Annotated in this window: 12 protein-coding genes; 3 read left to right on the forward strand and 9 right to left on the reverse strand. The window is 63.9% G+C overall.

The genetic code is table 11. The features are described 5' to 3' along the window. Positions 1-2: 2 nt before the first annotated feature. Both ACVWYP_RS19700 and ACVWYP_RS19705 read right to left on the reverse strand, forming a co-directional pair. Positions 3-2,324: a sensor histidine kinase gene (locus ACVWYP_RS19700; RefSeq protein ID WP_304499477.1), complete on the reverse strand. Its 2,322-nt coding sequence runs from the start codon at positions 2,322-2,324 to the stop codon at positions 3-5. A 193-nt stretch (positions 2,325-2,517) separates the two neighbouring features. After that, positions 2,518-3,906 carry a cation-efflux pump gene (locus ACVWYP_RS19705; protein ID WP_028345250.1) on the reverse strand — a complete coding sequence of 463 codons (1,389 nt, stop codon included), beginning with the start codon at positions 3,904-3,906 and terminating at the stop codon, positions 2,518-2,520. Positions 3,907-4,453: 547 nt separating this feature from the next. Between ACVWYP_RS19705 and ACVWYP_RS19710 the strand changes: the two genes are divergently transcribed. Next, positions 4,454-5,050 carry a TetR/AcrR family transcriptional regulator gene (locus tag ACVWYP_RS19710; RefSeq protein ID WP_304499478.1) on the forward strand — a complete coding sequence of 199 codons (597 nt, stop codon included), beginning with the start codon at positions 4,454-4,456 and terminating at the stop codon, positions 5,048-5,050. Between the two features lie 92 nt (positions 5,051-5,142). Next, complete coding sequence (locus tag ACVWYP_RS19715; protein ID WP_304499479.1) at positions 5,143-5,994, forward strand: DMT family transporter; 852 nt, start codon at positions 5,143-5,145, stop codon at positions 5,992-5,994. A 128-nt stretch (positions 5,995-6,122) separates the two neighbouring features. On the opposite strand, the gene ACVWYP_RS19720 is transcribed toward ACVWYP_RS19715, so the two are convergent. Then, entirely contained in the window at positions 6,123-6,347 is a 225-nt protein-coding gene (locus ACVWYP_RS19720; protein WP_439711170.1) for a hypothetical protein, read from the reverse strand. A gap of 207 nt (positions 6,348-6,554) precedes the next feature. Here ACVWYP_RS19720 and ACVWYP_RS19725 point away from each other — a divergent pair, with 207 nt between their 5' ends. Beyond that, positions 6,555-7,049, forward strand: a complete 495-nt coding sequence (locus tag ACVWYP_RS19725) for a septal ring lytic transglycosylase RlpA family protein (protein WP_304499480.1) — start codon at positions 6,555-6,557, stop codon at positions 7,047-7,049. Positions 7,050-7,238: 189 nt separating this feature from the next. On the opposite strand, the gene ACVWYP_RS19730 is transcribed toward ACVWYP_RS19725, so the two are convergent. The 6 genes from ACVWYP_RS19730 to ACVWYP_RS19755 form a co-directional block, all read right to left on the reverse strand. Then, positions 7,239-8,207 carry a zinc-binding dehydrogenase gene (locus tag ACVWYP_RS19730; protein WP_304499481.1) on the reverse strand — a complete coding sequence of 323 codons (969 nt, stop codon included), beginning with the start codon at positions 8,205-8,207 and terminating at the stop codon, positions 7,239-7,241. 151 nt (positions 8,208-8,358) lie between these two features. Beyond that, entirely contained in the window at positions 8,359-9,354 is a 996-nt protein-coding gene (locus tag ACVWYP_RS19735) for an NAD(P)H-dependent flavin oxidoreductase (RefSeq protein ID WP_168858126.1), read from the reverse strand. 245 nt (positions 9,355-9,599) lie between these two features. After that, positions 9,600-10,034 (reverse strand): CBS domain-containing protein, encoded by a 435-nt coding sequence (locus ACVWYP_RS19740; RefSeq protein ID WP_028331534.1) that lies wholly within the window; start codon positions 10,032-10,034, stop codon positions 9,600-9,602. A 301-nt stretch (positions 10,035-10,335) separates the two neighbouring features. Next, on the reverse strand, positions 10,336-11,652 hold the full coding sequence (oxlT, locus tag ACVWYP_RS19745) for an oxalate/formate MFS antiporter (protein WP_304499482.1): 1,317 nt from the start codon (positions 11,650-11,652) through the stop codon (positions 10,336-10,338). A gap of 238 nt (positions 11,653-11,890) precedes the next feature. After that, positions 11,891-13,186 (reverse strand): oxalate/formate MFS antiporter, encoded by a 1,296-nt coding sequence (gene oxlT, locus ACVWYP_RS19750; protein WP_304499483.1) that lies wholly within the window; start codon positions 13,184-13,186, stop codon positions 11,891-11,893. 258 nt (positions 13,187-13,444) lie between these two features. Then, on the reverse strand, positions 13,445-13,582 hold the full coding sequence (locus tag ACVWYP_RS19755; RefSeq protein ID WP_016848357.1) for a hypothetical protein: 138 nt from the start codon (positions 13,580-13,582) through the stop codon (positions 13,445-13,447). Positions 13,583-13,672: the final 90 nt, after the last annotated feature.

Below are 13,672 nucleotides of genomic sequence, written 5' to 3' on the forward strand. Positions count from 1 at the left end.
TGTCAGGCCGCTTCCGACAGCTTCGTCTGCAGGGACCGCGGATCGCGCGGCAGCGTGACGCGGACGACGGTGCCGACGCCGAGCTTGGAGCGCAGCCGCATCGAGCCGCCGTGCAGATTGGTGAGCGAGCGCGCAATCGCAAGTCCGAGACCGGAGCCCTGGTAGCTCTTGGTGAGCTGGCTCTCGACCTGTTCGAACGGCTTGCCGAGCCGGCGCAGCGATTCCGGCGCGATGCCGATGCCGCTGTCGGCGATCAGGAGCACGATCGAGTCATCCAGCATCTGGCCGCGCACCAGCACGCGGCCGTGGTCGGGCGTGAACTTCACGGCGTTGGAGAGCAGGTTGACGATGATCTGCTTGACCGCGCGGCGGTCGGCGACGACCGAGATCGTGCTTTCGATATCCGATTCCAGCGACAATCCCTTGTGCTCGGCGCGGCCGGAGACCACCCGCAGCGACTCCGCGAGGATGCCGGAGAGGTCGAGCGGCTCCATGTCGAACTTCATGCGGCCGGCCTCGATCTTCGACATGTCGAGAATGTCGTTGATGACCTCGAGCAGGTATTTCCCCGACGTCAGGATGTCGTGGCAGTACTCCGCGTACTTGTCCGAGCCGAGCGTGCCGAACAGGCCAGAGCCCATGATCTCGGAGAAGCCGATGATGGCGTTGAGCGGCGTGCGCAGCTCATGGCTCATATTGGCGAGGAATTTCGACTTCGCGGCGTTGGCGTCCTCGGCGCGGGTCTTTTCCTGCGAGTATTTTTCGGCGAGGTCGGCGAGCTCGACGGCCTGCCGTTCCAGTTCGGCTTGCGAGCGCTGCAGGTCGATCACGGTGGCGCGCAGGCGCAGGTCGTTGTCGACCAGCTTCTGCTCGTGCGCCTTGATGCGGGTGATGTCGGTGCCGACGGAGACGTAGCCGCCGTCCTTGGTGCGGCGCTCGCTGATGTGCAGCCAGCTGCCGTCGTCGAGCTGGGCCTCGAAGGTGCGGGCGCCGGGCGCCGGCACGCCGCTCTCGTGCAGGCGGGTGCGCACCTCGGGCATGCTGCCGACCTCGATCACGGTCTCGTAGGAGGTGCCGGGGCTGACGGCGGAATCGGGCAGCTTGTGCAGCCGCTGGAAGTGCGAGTTGCAGAGCACGAGGCGGTCGTCGGCATCCCAGAGCACGAAAGCCTCCGGAATGGTCTCGATCGCGTCGCGCAGCCTGAGATCGGCTTCCACCGACTTCTCGGCGAGGCTCTTCTGTTCGGTGATGTCGACCGCGATGCCGATCAGATGCAGGCCGCCGTCGGCGGCGGCGTGGCTGAGCTCGCAGCGCACCCGCAGCCAGATCCAGTGGCCGCCGACATGGCGCATGCGGAAGCTCTGGTCGATGTGATCGATCTTGCCCGAGATCAGCTGGTCGGCGATGTCGAACAGGTTGATGTCGTCCGAATTCACCAGCGCGTTGACCTCGCCGAAGGTGAGGAGGTCGTTGCGGGTGTCGAGGCCGAGCAGGGTGAACATCGACTGCGACCAGAAGATCCGGCCGCGCGACAGGTCCCAGTCCCACAATCCGCAGCGGCCGCGGTTGAGCGCGGTGTCGATGCGGCCGCGCACGGCGTCGTTGATCAGGTCACCCTCGCGGGCGCGGGTCGATTGCCAGTGGAACGCGAAGCCGAGGATCAGCACCACGAAGCTCGTGGTCGCCGACAGCGTCACCGAGAGCGCGGCGTCCGATCCCCAGATCGGCTCGTTCATCTCCTGGATCACGACGACCTGGCCGGGCAGCGACTTGACGAGCTGCGAGATCGCCAGCGCGCCGGTGCCGCCGGGCAGCGTCATGTCGCTGACCGTGCCCTGCTGGCCGGGCGCGACGAGCAGCTGCGCGGTGGAGACGATGTCGAGGATGCGGTCGTTCTCGCCGGCGCCATCGACCGGCACACGCGCCAACACGCGGTGATCGGCGCTGGTGATGATGACGTGGCGGCCATAGGCGATGCCCCAGGACGGGATCAGGTCCGGCAGCAGTTCCTGCATCCGCTCGATGTTGGCGAGCCGGTCGCGCCGCACCGAGGTCAGGCGATCGAGGCGCTCGGCGAGGATGTCGGAGAGCGCGGCAAGGTCGCGCTTCATCGCGCCGCGCTTCTGCCGGTTCTGGTCGATCACCTGGACGAAGGCGCCGAGGCAGATCGTGATGAGGAAGGCGATGATGAGGGTAGGGACAGCGCGGCGCAGTGCAGGCTCGGCCGTCAAGAGCCTGTGATAGGCCGGTTTCGCGATCGACTGCGCCAATCCCTTGATCGAATCGGATTGGACGCACGCGTTCGCTGCATGCGCGCGCGCCATGCCTTAGACCCCCGCTCTAAGCTGATTTTTTACCCGGTTCGGATGCTCCCCACGATGCATCCGAATCATGATCATTTGAATCCAGATTTCCGGGACTGTCGAGAGTCAACGATTCGTTAATGCGAAATAATTCTTGTCCAAAACAGAATCAGGCGGCGCAAAGTGAGTCCGAAACAGGAACGGCTCCGTAGAATTACGCGCGCGTCGGCTCGGCGTGACTGATCACACGCTTCACGGTGGGGAACGCACGACGCAGTTTGCGTTCGATCTCGTCGACGCTTTCGTGCACCTTGATCACACTCATCGAAGGCCGGGCGCGGCAATGGAAGTTGACGATCTCGCCGGCGTCGGTGTTACGGACCCGCACATTGTGGATGTCATGGATCGCGCCGCCATCGGCAAAGCCGGTCAGCGCCGCCTTGATGGCCTCGACGCGATCGGGCGCGGCGTTGGTTCCCCACGGCAGTTCCGGCTCGAGCGGCTCGATATGGGTGTCGACCTCGACGTCCTCGCCAAAGTCCTCGCGGATCGCGCGCTCGAGCTCGTGGGCGATGTCGTGCGCCGCGTCCAGCGCCATGTCGCCGTCGACCTCGAGGTCGATGCCGACGATCAGCTTGCCGCCGATATCGTGCACCGTGACGTGGTGGATGGCGAGGCCGGAATTGCGCGCGATCACCATGATGCGTTCGCGCACGCTCTCATTGTCGCGCGCCACCGGCACCGCGGTGAAGGTGAGGTCGGCGTCGCCGAACGTCTTGGTCACCGCCGCCTGCGCCCTGCGCTTGATGTCCTCGACGCGGTCGATCGGGTAGGTGCGCGGCACCTTGGCGATGGCATCGATGAAATGCGTCGCGCCGACCATGCGGACCCGCAGGCGGTCGACATCGACCACCCCCGGCACGGCCTTGATAGCGGCGGTGGCCTTTTCCAGCGCGCCTTCGGGCGCGCGGTCGAGCAGGGTCTCGACCGTCTCGCGCGCCATGCGCAGGCCGAGCAGGGCGATCATCACCGCGACCGCGATCGCCGCCGCGGCGTCGCCCCACCAGAAGCCGAAGCCGGCCAGCACCAGGCCGACAATGACGGCGGTCGAGCCCATCACGTCGGAGGCGAAATGCAGCGCGTCGGCGGCCAGCGCCTGGCTCTTGGTGTCGCGCGCGGCGCGGTGCAGCGCGCGGGCCCGCCATAGATTGACGCCGATATCGATGACCAGAACGACAAAGGGAATGGCCGAGATCGACGGCGGCGGCGCGCCCTCGCGCAGGTGGCTATAGGCCTGGACCAGGATGCCGCCGGCCAGCACATAGAGCAAAGCGATGATGCCGAGCGCCGAGACGCTCTCGAACTTGCCGTGGCCGTAATGATGCTCGGCGTCGGCTGGCTGGTCGGACACCCGCACCACCGCCCAGGTGATGATGGTGGCGACCAGGTCGATCGACGAGTGCAGCGCCTCGGAGATCAGCGCCAGCGATCCGATCGCGATGCCGACGACGAACTTCGCCACCGCCATGCTGCCGCTGGCGAGGATCGAGATCGCGGCGACGGATGTCTTGGTGGAGGGTGCGCTGGTCTTTGAAGAGCTCATGGGCGGCGGTGTAGCAGGGAGTTGGTGAACATCAAGTGTCATTCGCCACGCGCAATCGCCACTCAGTTGCAATTGCATCCTTGCGCCAAAATCATGCCGTCGTCCTGGCGAAAGCCAGGACCCATAACCACAGGGTTGTGTTGTTGAAGTGAGCTGGTGCAATTGCATCGCGTCATGACTCGCATTCGGGGTAATGGGTCCTGGCTTTCGCCAGGACGACGCTAGATGTGCGCGACATCCGGAGCAGACATCCGCATTCTCGCGGCGCGGTCCGCCCGAGCTTTGCACAATCGTTTCGCCCTGAAACAAGAGGGCGGAGGGAATGCCGGGTGCGCGCTGCATCGCTCGTCGTGTCGAATGCCATCTCGACGCGTATCGTAGGATGGGTAGAGCGCAGCGAAACCCATCATCTCGGCGTGCGGATGCAATTGATGGGTTTCGCTTCGCTCTACCCATCCTACGGACCCGCCGGGTTGTTATCCGAAGCCGGCACTTGCTATTTAAAGACCAATCGGTCTATATATCGGCAATGAGCCGCCAAACCGCCATGCAGTCGCCCCGTGGGCGCCCGCGAAGCTTCGACATGGAGGCCGCTGTCGAGCGCGCCATGAATGTGTTCTGGTCGCGCGGCTATCACGCTACGGCGCTGCCGGACCTGCTGCGTGCGACGAAGCTCTCGCGCGGCAGCCTCTACGCCGCTTTCGGCGACAAGCACTCGCTCTTTCTGCGCGCGCTCGATCGCTACATTGCCGATGCCCTGACGCGGATGGATGATGAACTCGACCCCCGCAGAGATCCGGTCGACGGCCTGCGAGCCTATCTCGCCGGCTACGTTGAACGCGCGTGCGGTGCCAATGGCCGGCGCGGCTGCCTGTTGGTGGCGACGGCGATGGAGCTGGCTGGCCAGGATGCCGAGGTTGGCCGTCGCTTCGCGAGCTTCTTCAAGATCATGGAGGCCAGGGTGGCGGACGCATTTTCCCGTGCGGAGACCGCGGGCAGATTGGCCGCTGGCGTCGAGCCTTCGAGTGCCGCCCGAATTCTGATCTGTTTCCTTTGGGGGCTGCGCGTGGTCGCCAAAACGGCGCCGGCGCGCACCACGTCGCAAGCCACTGCCGACGCGCTGCTTGATCGCTTCATCAAATAAGCAACTGTTGGAATGACCCTTGATGTCCTCTGGACGTCTGCGCGATCGGCGCGCCGATATATGGACCGATCGGTCTTGAAAGGAAAGATTCCATGTCCGCCATCCAGATCGTCTGCGCGGTGGCCGTTCCCTTGCTCTGGGGTTATCAGTTCGTGGTCATCAAGGTCGGCGTCACCGAGTTTCCGCCGCTGTTCTTCCTCGCGCTGCGCTTCCTGGCCATCGCGCTGCTGCTTGTTCCGTTCGTCAGAAGGCCGACACGCCAACAGTTCGGCCCTGTCGCGGCTATTTCGGTTTTCCTCGGCGGACTGAACTTCGGGCTGTTCTATGTCGGCCTCGGGCTCGGCTCGGGAAGCATGTCGGCGGTCGCCTATCAACTCGCTCCGCCCTTCACCGTGCTGCTCGCCTGGCCGCTGCTCGCGGAGCGGCCGTCCCTCATCACATCCGCCGGCGTGGTACTGGCGTTCGCCGGCGTGGTGGTGCTGGCGGCGGGGCCGGGGCTGTCGGCCAACGTGCTTCCGCTGCTGCTCGTGGTTGCCGCTGCCTTCGCATTCGCGGTGTCCACCGTCCTGACGAAACGCTACGGCCCTTTCGATCCGCTGATGTTGATGGGATGGTCGTCGCTGCTCACCGTGCCGCAGGTGATGTTGATGTCGCTGTTGCTGGAATACGGACAGCTGGCGAGCCTTGGCACTGCGGATCAACGGGGCTGGCTGGCGCTCGCCTACACCGTCTTCATCGGTGGCATTGTCGGGTTCGGCCTGTGGTTCTGGCTGATCGCCCGCTGCTCCATGGCCCGCGTCGCACCCTTCGGTCTGCTGCTTCCGGTGTTCGCCTTGATCTTCAGCGTGCTGTTCCTTGGCGACCAGGTGACGCCGAATCTGGTTGTCGGCGGACTGCTCGCGATCTCCGGCGTCGCCATCACGCAGGTGAGACCGAGCACGTAGGGCGGATCAACGCGGTAGCTGTAGGATGGGTAGAGCGAAGCGAAACCCATCATCTCGCTGCACGGATACATCGATGGGTTTCGCTTCGCTCTGCCCATCCTACGCAGCCGTGCGCGCCGAGTACAGCGTCACCACGATCTTGCCGAGGTGACTGTTGCTTCCGTGTGTTCGGACGGCTTGCCGATGTCGGCGAATTTGTAGATTTGGTCGATCAGCAGATGCAGCTTGCGCGCCTTGACCGCGGGCCAGATGTCCTTGCGCACCTTGCCGAAGATCGCGCGGATCTCCCTGATCGAACGGGTGCGGAAGGTGACGCCGATATGCTGGTCATGCGCTGTCGAAGACAGCTCCATTCAGTCATTTTGCTGACGCATTCTCTGTCTTAGTCGGGCGAGAAACTGAAAACGCTGTGTGAGAACCGCCTGGTTCTCATAACGGTTCCGTCGCCGGAATTGGCACGAATCCGCAAGGAATTGGCACGAGTTAGCGCCTCCGCGTTCGCTTGACCATGTTTTGCGGCATCGGGAACCGGACGATCGAAGAAAATCAATCAAGGAGTTATGATGCTGTTCGGCTCGAGCGCCGCGATTTGCGGCGCCCTGGTTGCGCTCGCCTTTTCTGGCACCGCTGCTCGAAGTGAAATCGCTGCGGTTCATTCAAGCGCCGTCGTCAATGCCGCGTGTGGGGATGCAATCGTTGGCGCGGCATCCATGTACAATCCGTTCAAGCCCGGCAAGGAGGAGGGTGGTCCGAGCACAGCCTCCGGCGAGCGCTATGATCACTCGGTCTGGGCGGCCGCCATCAAAACGAGTTTGCGTCGGAAGTTTGGTGGGGTCCAATTTGGCGCGAGGCCGAAATATGCCCTCGTCGAGGCTGTCGGCAAGAAGGTCATCGTGAAGATAAATGACGTGGGGCCGCTACGGCCCGGCCGCATCATTGACCTCAATGAGCGGACGATGCGCTACTTCGATCCAAGCCTGGAGCTTGGAGTCATTGGCGGCGTCAAGGTCAGCCCGCTTGCGGGGGACTATTGGATTCCCGGACCGGTCGGTTGAACACCGCACGCGAAAGAGCCAGGGCGTGGCACGTAGCAGGCGCGGATCAGCCCGCCGGGTCCGCGCGAAGCGCAGCCTGATGACAGGCTCCGGCATCATCCGCCGTTGCATCCGACAAGAGAGGGCGGATTGCGCTTCGCTGATCCGCCCTTCGCTCGCAATGACGATGACAATCGCCGGAGCCTGCTGCTACAGCGTCACCACGATCTTGCCGAGGTGCTTGTTGGCTTCCATGTGCTCGAACGCCTTGCCGATGTCGGCGAATTTGTAGACCTGGTCGATCGGCAGCTGCAGCTTGCGTGCCTCGACCGCGGGCCAGATGTCCTTGCGCACCTCGTCGAAGATTTCGCGGATCTCCTCGATCGAGCGGGTGCGGAAGGTGACGCCGATATACTGGATGCGGCGCGCCGCATGCAGGTCGAAGTTGAAGTCGCCATGGGTGCCGCCGAGCCGGCCGACATTGACGATGCGGCCCTTGACCTTGGTCGCCTTGAGGTTCTGGTTCGCGACCGGTCCGGAAATCTGGTCGACGATCAGGTCGACGCCTTCGCCTGATGTCGCCTGCAGCACCTGATCGACCCAGCCGGGATCCTTGGAATCCACCGCGAGATCGGCGCCGAACTCCTTCAGCCGGCCGCGCCGCATCGCGTCGGTCGATGAGCCCACCACGAGCCTGGCGCCCTTCAGCTTGGCGATCTGCATCGCCATCAGCCCGACGCCGGAGCTCGCGCCCTGGATCAGCACCGTCTGGCCCGGCTGCAGCGCGCCGTTGGTGACGACGGCGTTGTGCATGGTGGCGAGCGCGACGGGCAGGGTTGCGGCCTCGTCGAAATTCATGTTCGAGGGCGCGCGGAACAGCCGGCCGTGATCGGCCAGCGTGTATTCGGCGAACGCCGCGCCGCCGGAGCCCATGATCTTGTCGCCGACCTTGACGCCCTTGGCATCGGGGCCGAGCTCGGCGACCTCCCCGGCCCATTCCATGCCGAGCACGGTGCCGACACCGCCGGCCGCGCCGTGGACATGGCCCTTGGTCATGCCGAGATCGGCGCGGTTCAGCCCGCAGGCATGGACCTTGACCAGCACCTGGGTGCCCTTCGGCACGGGCTTGGCGACGTCCGTGATTTCAGGGCCGTTGGCTCCGTAGACATAGGCTTTCATGGGGGCATTCCCTTCGGTCTGAATCCTCATGGTGAGGAGCGCGTCTTCGCGCGTCTCGAACCATGAGGCCCGACTGTGGCCTCATCCTTCGAGACGCTTGCTTCGCAAGCTCCTCAGGATGAGGAGATTGAGCAGCGCGCGATCAAAACGCCTATTCCGCGGCCTGACGCTTGGCGCCGGACATCATCGCTTCCAGCCGCTCACGGATGATCGCTTCCGCTTCGTGGACGATGCGCGACACCAGCTCGGCGCAGGACGGAATGTCGTGGATCAGGCCCTGCACCTGGCCGGCCGACCAGATGCCTTCGTCGGCATCGCCTGACGCGTAGACCATCTTGCCGCGGGCGCCGGCGACCAGCTCGCGCACATCCTCGAACTTGGCGCCTTCCTTTTCCATCTGCACGACCTTGGTCGAGATCGCGTTCTTGGCGACGCGCGAGGTGTTGCGCATGGTGCGGAAGATCAGCTCGGTCTCGCGCTCGTCATTGGCGACAATGCGTTCCTTCACGAGTTGGTGGATCGGGCTCTCCCTGGTGCACATGAAGCGCGTGCCCATGTTGATGCCTTCGGCGCCGAGCGCGAGCGCAGCGACCAGGCCGCGCGCATCGCCGAAGCCGCCCGAGGCGATCATCGGGATCTTCACCTTGTCGGCGGCGGCGGGGATCAGGATCAGGCCGGGGGTGTCGTCCTCGCCGGGATGGCCGGCGCATTCAAAGCCGTCGATCGAGATCGCGTCGGCGCCCATCCGCTCGGCGGACAGCGCGTGGCGCACGCTGGTGCATTTGTGCAGCACCTTGATGCCGTGCTTCTTGAACTCGTCGACATGTTCCTGCGGCTTGTTGCCGGCGGTCTCGACGATCTTGATGCCGCTCTCGATGATGGCCTGGCGGTATTCGGCGTAGGGCGGCGGCTTGATCGCGGGCAGGATGGTCAGGTTGACGCCGAACGGCTTGTCGGTCAGCTCGCGGCAGCGCGCGATTTCCTTGCGCAGATCGTCCGGCGTCGGCTGCGTCAGCGCGGTGATCATGCCGAGCGCGCCGGCATTGGCGACGGCCGCAACTAATTCGGCGCGCCCGACCCATTGCATGCCGCCCTGCACGATCGGGTGGTCGACGCCGAACATCTCGGTGAAACGTGTCTTGATCATTCTGCCCTCGTTTCCATCGGAATTTTCCGTGACGCGGACGGTGGCGCACGGTGTTGTTATGGGATGTCGAGGGAAGGATGCAGTCCTGTCCGGCAATTGTCTACCGGCGACCTGCGGCGCGCCCATGCGGAAATGACAGGCCGCGGCGGTCAGGCGAGGGCGGGACGGAAATCTTTCGTCATCTGTTCAGGCGCTCGTGATCGAACACGCAGCGCCTGGCTGAGATCAAGGCAAAGAAGGCGCTGTTACGCCGGCACGGCGTCTTTCTTCGACGCGGCGGTCTCCTCGTCGAACGCGGCGGCGATGTCGCGCATGCTGACGACGCCGATCAGGCTGTAGTTGTCGATGACCGGCACGTGGCGAATGTGGTGCTTGGTCATGAGATGACGGATGTGCTCGAGCGTGTCGCTCGATGTGCACGAGACAAGCTGCTGCACCGAGACGAACTGCGACACCTTCATGCTTGCGCCGGCCGCACCGTGCTCGGCGATCGCGCGCACCACGTCGCGCTCGGTGAACATACCGACGGCGGTGTTGCCCTCGGTGCGAACGACATCCTTGACCACGAGCGCGCTGATATTGCTGGCGCGCATCAGCTGCGCGGCGATCGCCACCGTCTCGTTCATGCGCACTGTGGCGACGCGGGGGGTCTTCTTGCGCAGGATATCTCCGACTTGCATGGCAACCTCCTTGGTTATCGTTGACTGGAGTCTGGTATACAAAATGCCAATTGTCAACGTGACTGTCGCAGGAATCTACCATCAGGAAACAGCTTAAATAGGCAGGTTTGCTGACATTTCCGACGATTGTGAGCGGCGAGGGCGATCTGGCGCGCTAAGCGTTTTGGTATCTGGCATCCCTACCTTGGCAAAAGAAAAGAGGCGCACCGAAATGCGCCTCCATCAGTCTCCGGGGAAATGTCGGGACCAAGCGGTCCTGATCGGGTGGTCTTTAGCCAAGCCGTCTTGTTAAGCCGTCTTGTTAAGCCGTTTTAGCGCTCGTCGCGGTCTCTTCCGCGGCGGCAGGCTCGTTGCCGTTGATGAAGGCTCGGCGCATCGGCTTGATCACGAACAGCGCCATCAGCGCCGCGGTGGCGTTGAGGGCGACCGCGATCACGAATACCGCCTGCCAGCCATAGCTGGCGGCAACGATGCTGGCGGCAGGCACCAAGAGCGCTGCGGTGCCCTTCGCGGTGTAGAGCATGCCGTTGTTGGTGGTCGCGAACTTCGAGCCGAAGGTGTCGCCGCAGGTCGCCGGAAACAGCGAGTAGATCTCGCCGAACACGCCGAAATAGACCGCGGTCGCCAGCACGAACACCACCGGGTTGTGACCCCAGGTGGACAGCGTGAGCAGCATCAGCGCGCCGGTGCCGAACGCGATGAACATGGTGTGCTCGCGGCCGATATTGTCGGAGACCCAGCCGAAGAACGGCCGTCCGAAACCGTCGAAGATCCGGTCGAGCGAAATCGCGAAGGTCAGCGCGGCCATCTGGAAGCCGGCGAGCGTGACCGGCGTGTTCGCGATCTTGTAGTCGTGCGCGATCGGTGCGATCTGCGCCGCCGCCATCAGGCCGCCGGCGGCGACCATCACGAACACCAGATACATCACCCAGAAGATCGGGCTGCGCAGCACCTGAGGCGGCGTGAAGTCGACCTTGGTCTGCGGCAGATTGAGCTGCTTCTTCTTCGGCGGGATCGAGACCGCGGGCGGCTGGATGAAAAAGGCAAGCAGGAAGACGATCAATCCCTGTCCGATGCCGAAATCGAAGAACGCAGTCTGATAGCCGCTCGCGGCGATCATCTTTGCAATCGGCACCACGGTGAGCGCGGCGCCGGCGCCGAAGCCGGCCGCGGTTGCGCCGGCGGCGAGGCCGCGGCGATCGGGAAACCACTTCAGCGCGTTGCCGACGCAGGTGCCGTACACCGCGCCGGCACCGATGCCGCCGAACACCGCGGCGGTGTAGAGCAAGGCGAGCGAGTCGGCATAGGAGTTCAACACCCAGGCGAGCGCGATCATGATGCCGCCGAACATGATGACGAGCCGCGGGCCGTATTTGTCGACGAACCACGCCTCGACCGGCACCAGCCAGGTCTCGGTCACCACGAAGATCGTGAAGGCGAACTGGATCGCCGCGCGGCCCCAGTGGTGCGCGCCGTCGATCGGATCGACGAACAGCGTCCAGCCGTATTGCAGGTTCGCGATCATCGCCATGCAGACGATGCCCATGACGAGCTGCAGCCAGCGGAAGCCGCTGGACGAAGGTTGAGCTTGTGTGACGGCAGTATTGCTGGAAACCATCAAGTCCTCCCGAGCGCGCTGGTCTTGTGACCGAGTGTCGCAATTATTGTGGCGTATCGTCGCAAGCGCGCGGCGGAAGTTGGTATACTATATTCCAGAAAGCAAGCCCTTCGTTCTGCTGCAACGCAGCAAATCTGCCCTTCGACGCGCCGCTCCGGATGGCCTCTTTCTAACGGCAAAACGAAAAGCGCCCGGCTTTTGACCGGGCGCTTCGCAAGCGATGGTGGAGGGCGGTTGCTTAAGCCGTAGCCGAGGACTTCGCGACCACGATTTTTCGCCAGGGCTTGAGCAGGGCGATCGCGAGCAGTGAGGCGAGGATGTTGGCGCCTGCCGCGATGATGAACACCTTGTCCCAGTTACCCGACGATTGCTGCATGTAGTTGGCGATCGGCACCAGCAGCGCCGCGGTGCCCTTCGCGGTGTAGAGCAGGCCCGCATTCGTGGTGGCGAACTTGGCGCCGAACGTATCGGTGCAGGTCGAGGGGAACAGCGAGTAGATCTCACCCCAGGCAAAGAACACGAAGCCCGAGAGCAGCACGAACCAAACCGGGTCGTGTCCCCAGAGGTAGAGCATCCAGATGCCGATGCCTTCCATGCCGAAGGCGATGAACATCGTGTTCTCGCGGCCGATCATGTCGGAGATCCAGCCGAAGAACGGACGCGTCAGACCGTTGAGGACGCGGTCGATGGTCGCCGCGAAGGTCACGGCCGTCATCGTCACCGCCATCAGCGTGACCGGCACGCTGTCGACCTTCCAGTCGACCGCGATCGGCTTCAGGTTCGCGGTCACCATCAGGCCGCCCGCGCCGACGATCACGAACATGAAGTACATCAGCCAGAAAATCGGCTGCCGCAGCACTTCGGTCGGCTGATAGTTGCGCCGGGTCTGGATGATATTGGCATTCGCCACGACGGCCGGCACCTGTCCGGCCTTCGGCGCCAGCAGGAAGAAGGAGAGCAGCACGATGATGATGCCCTGGCCGAGACCGAAGTAGAGGAAGGTGGTCTGGAAGCCGGAGTCCTTGATCATCGCCTGGATCGGCGCGACCGTGAGCGCCGAGCCTGCGCCGAAGCCGGCAGCGGTGATGCCCGCGGCGAGTCCGCGCTTGTCCGGAAACCATTTCAGCGCATTGCCGACGCAGGTGCCATAGACGCCGCCGGCGCCGATGCCGGCGATGATCATGCCGAGATAGTAGCCGTTCAGTGTCGTCGCCTGCGCGTTGATCGCCCAGCCGAGCGCGCAGAGGATGCCGCCGACCAGCACGACGATGCGCGGACCGTATTTGTCGACGAACCAGCCTTCGACCGGCACCAGCCAGGTCTCGAACAGCACGAACAGCGTGAAGGCCCATTGGATCGATGCGCGATCCCATCCGAATTTCTTCTGGATGTCGGGGACGAAGAATGTCCACCCGTATTGATAATTTGCGATCATCACCATCGCGGCGACGCCGATCGCGAGTTGCGTCCAGCGATAGGTGTCGCTGACACGCGCGGCCGCAGGGGCCGCAGTTGCCTGAACCATGTCCGACATAGATCCTCCCAGTGCGCCCCTTGTCGTTGCTTATGAGCGCGCAACGGCCATCTTGGTATCCGATATGCCAAGGTTCAAGCTGTCGCAGGGGCAGCGCGCGCTTATGCCGCACAGGACTCGGCCCCGGCACCCCGGGAGACTAGTTCAGCGCGCAAGGAAATGGCCCCGAAAATCGGGGCCATTGGTCGAAGGTTCAATGTCAGGTCGCATTTCGCGACGGAAGCTGCGTCCGGCGGAGAGCGCCGGAAATCCCTTGGCTTAGAGGCCGAAGCGCGGCAGGTCGCCGTTGCGATTCGAGATCTCCGCGCTCTTCATCAGCAGGCGGTCGATCGAGGCCAGCAGGCGGCCGAACAGGGTGGAGGAGGGCGCGAGCGTCAGTGCAGTGGTCTTGGACATTGGTGTCCCCTTTCATTGGAGGCCAGCAATGGGCCGGCTCATCATCTGCAGCCAAACTATGTATACCAGATGCCAGATACAACGGACTTG

It is taken from the genome of Bradyrhizobium sp. USDA 3262 (assembly GCF_054060035.1).

What these genes read in the sequence shown, in the direction of transcription:
- ACVWYP_RS19725 (WP_304499480.1), top strand. Translation starts at nt 6,555, where the DNA reads ATGATGCTGTTCGGCTCGAGCGCCGCGATTTGCGGCGCCCTGGTTGCG.
- oxlT (WP_304499482.1), bottom strand. Translation starts at nt 11,652, where the DNA reads ATGGTTTCCAGCAATACTGCCGTCACACAAGCTCAACCTTCGTCCAGC.
- ACVWYP_RS19710 (WP_304499478.1), top strand. Translation starts at nt 4,454, where the DNA reads ATGCAGTCGCCCCGTGGGCGCCCGCGAAGCTTCGACATGGAGGCCGCT.
- ACVWYP_RS19715 (WP_304499479.1), top strand. Translation starts at nt 5,143, where the DNA reads ATGTCCGCCATCCAGATCGTCTGCGCGGTGGCCGTTCCCTTGCTCTGG.
- ACVWYP_RS19730 (WP_304499481.1), bottom strand. Translation starts at nt 8,207, where the DNA reads ATGAAAGCCTATGTCTACGGAGCCAACGGCCCTGAAATCACGGACGTC.
- ACVWYP_RS19755 (WP_016848357.1), bottom strand. Translation starts at nt 13,582, where the DNA reads ATGTCCAAGACCACTGCACTGACGCTCGCGCCCTCCTCCACCCTGTTC.
- ACVWYP_RS19705 (WP_028345250.1), bottom strand. Translation starts at nt 3,906, where the DNA reads ATGAGCTCTTCAAAGACCAGCGCACCCTCCACCAAGACATCCGTCGCC.
- oxlT (WP_304499483.1), bottom strand. Translation starts at nt 13,186, where the DNA reads ATGTCGGACATGGTTCAGGCAACTGCGGCCCCTGCGGCCGCGCGTGTC.
- ACVWYP_RS19720 (WP_439711170.1), bottom strand. Translation starts at nt 6,347, where the DNA reads ATGGAGCTGTCTTCGACAGCGCATGACCAGCATATCGGCGTCACCTTC.
- ACVWYP_RS19740 (WP_028331534.1), bottom strand. Translation starts at nt 10,034, where the DNA reads ATGCAAGTCGGAGATATCCTGCGCAAGAAGACCCCCCGCGTCGCCACA.
- ACVWYP_RS19700 (WP_304499477.1), bottom strand. Translation starts at nt 2,324, where the DNA reads ATGGCGCGCGCGCATGCAGCGAACGCGTGCGTCCAATCCGATTCGATC.
- ACVWYP_RS19735 (WP_168858126.1), bottom strand. Translation starts at nt 9,354, where the DNA reads ATGATCAAGACACGTTTCACCGAGATGTTCGGCGTCGACCACCCGATC.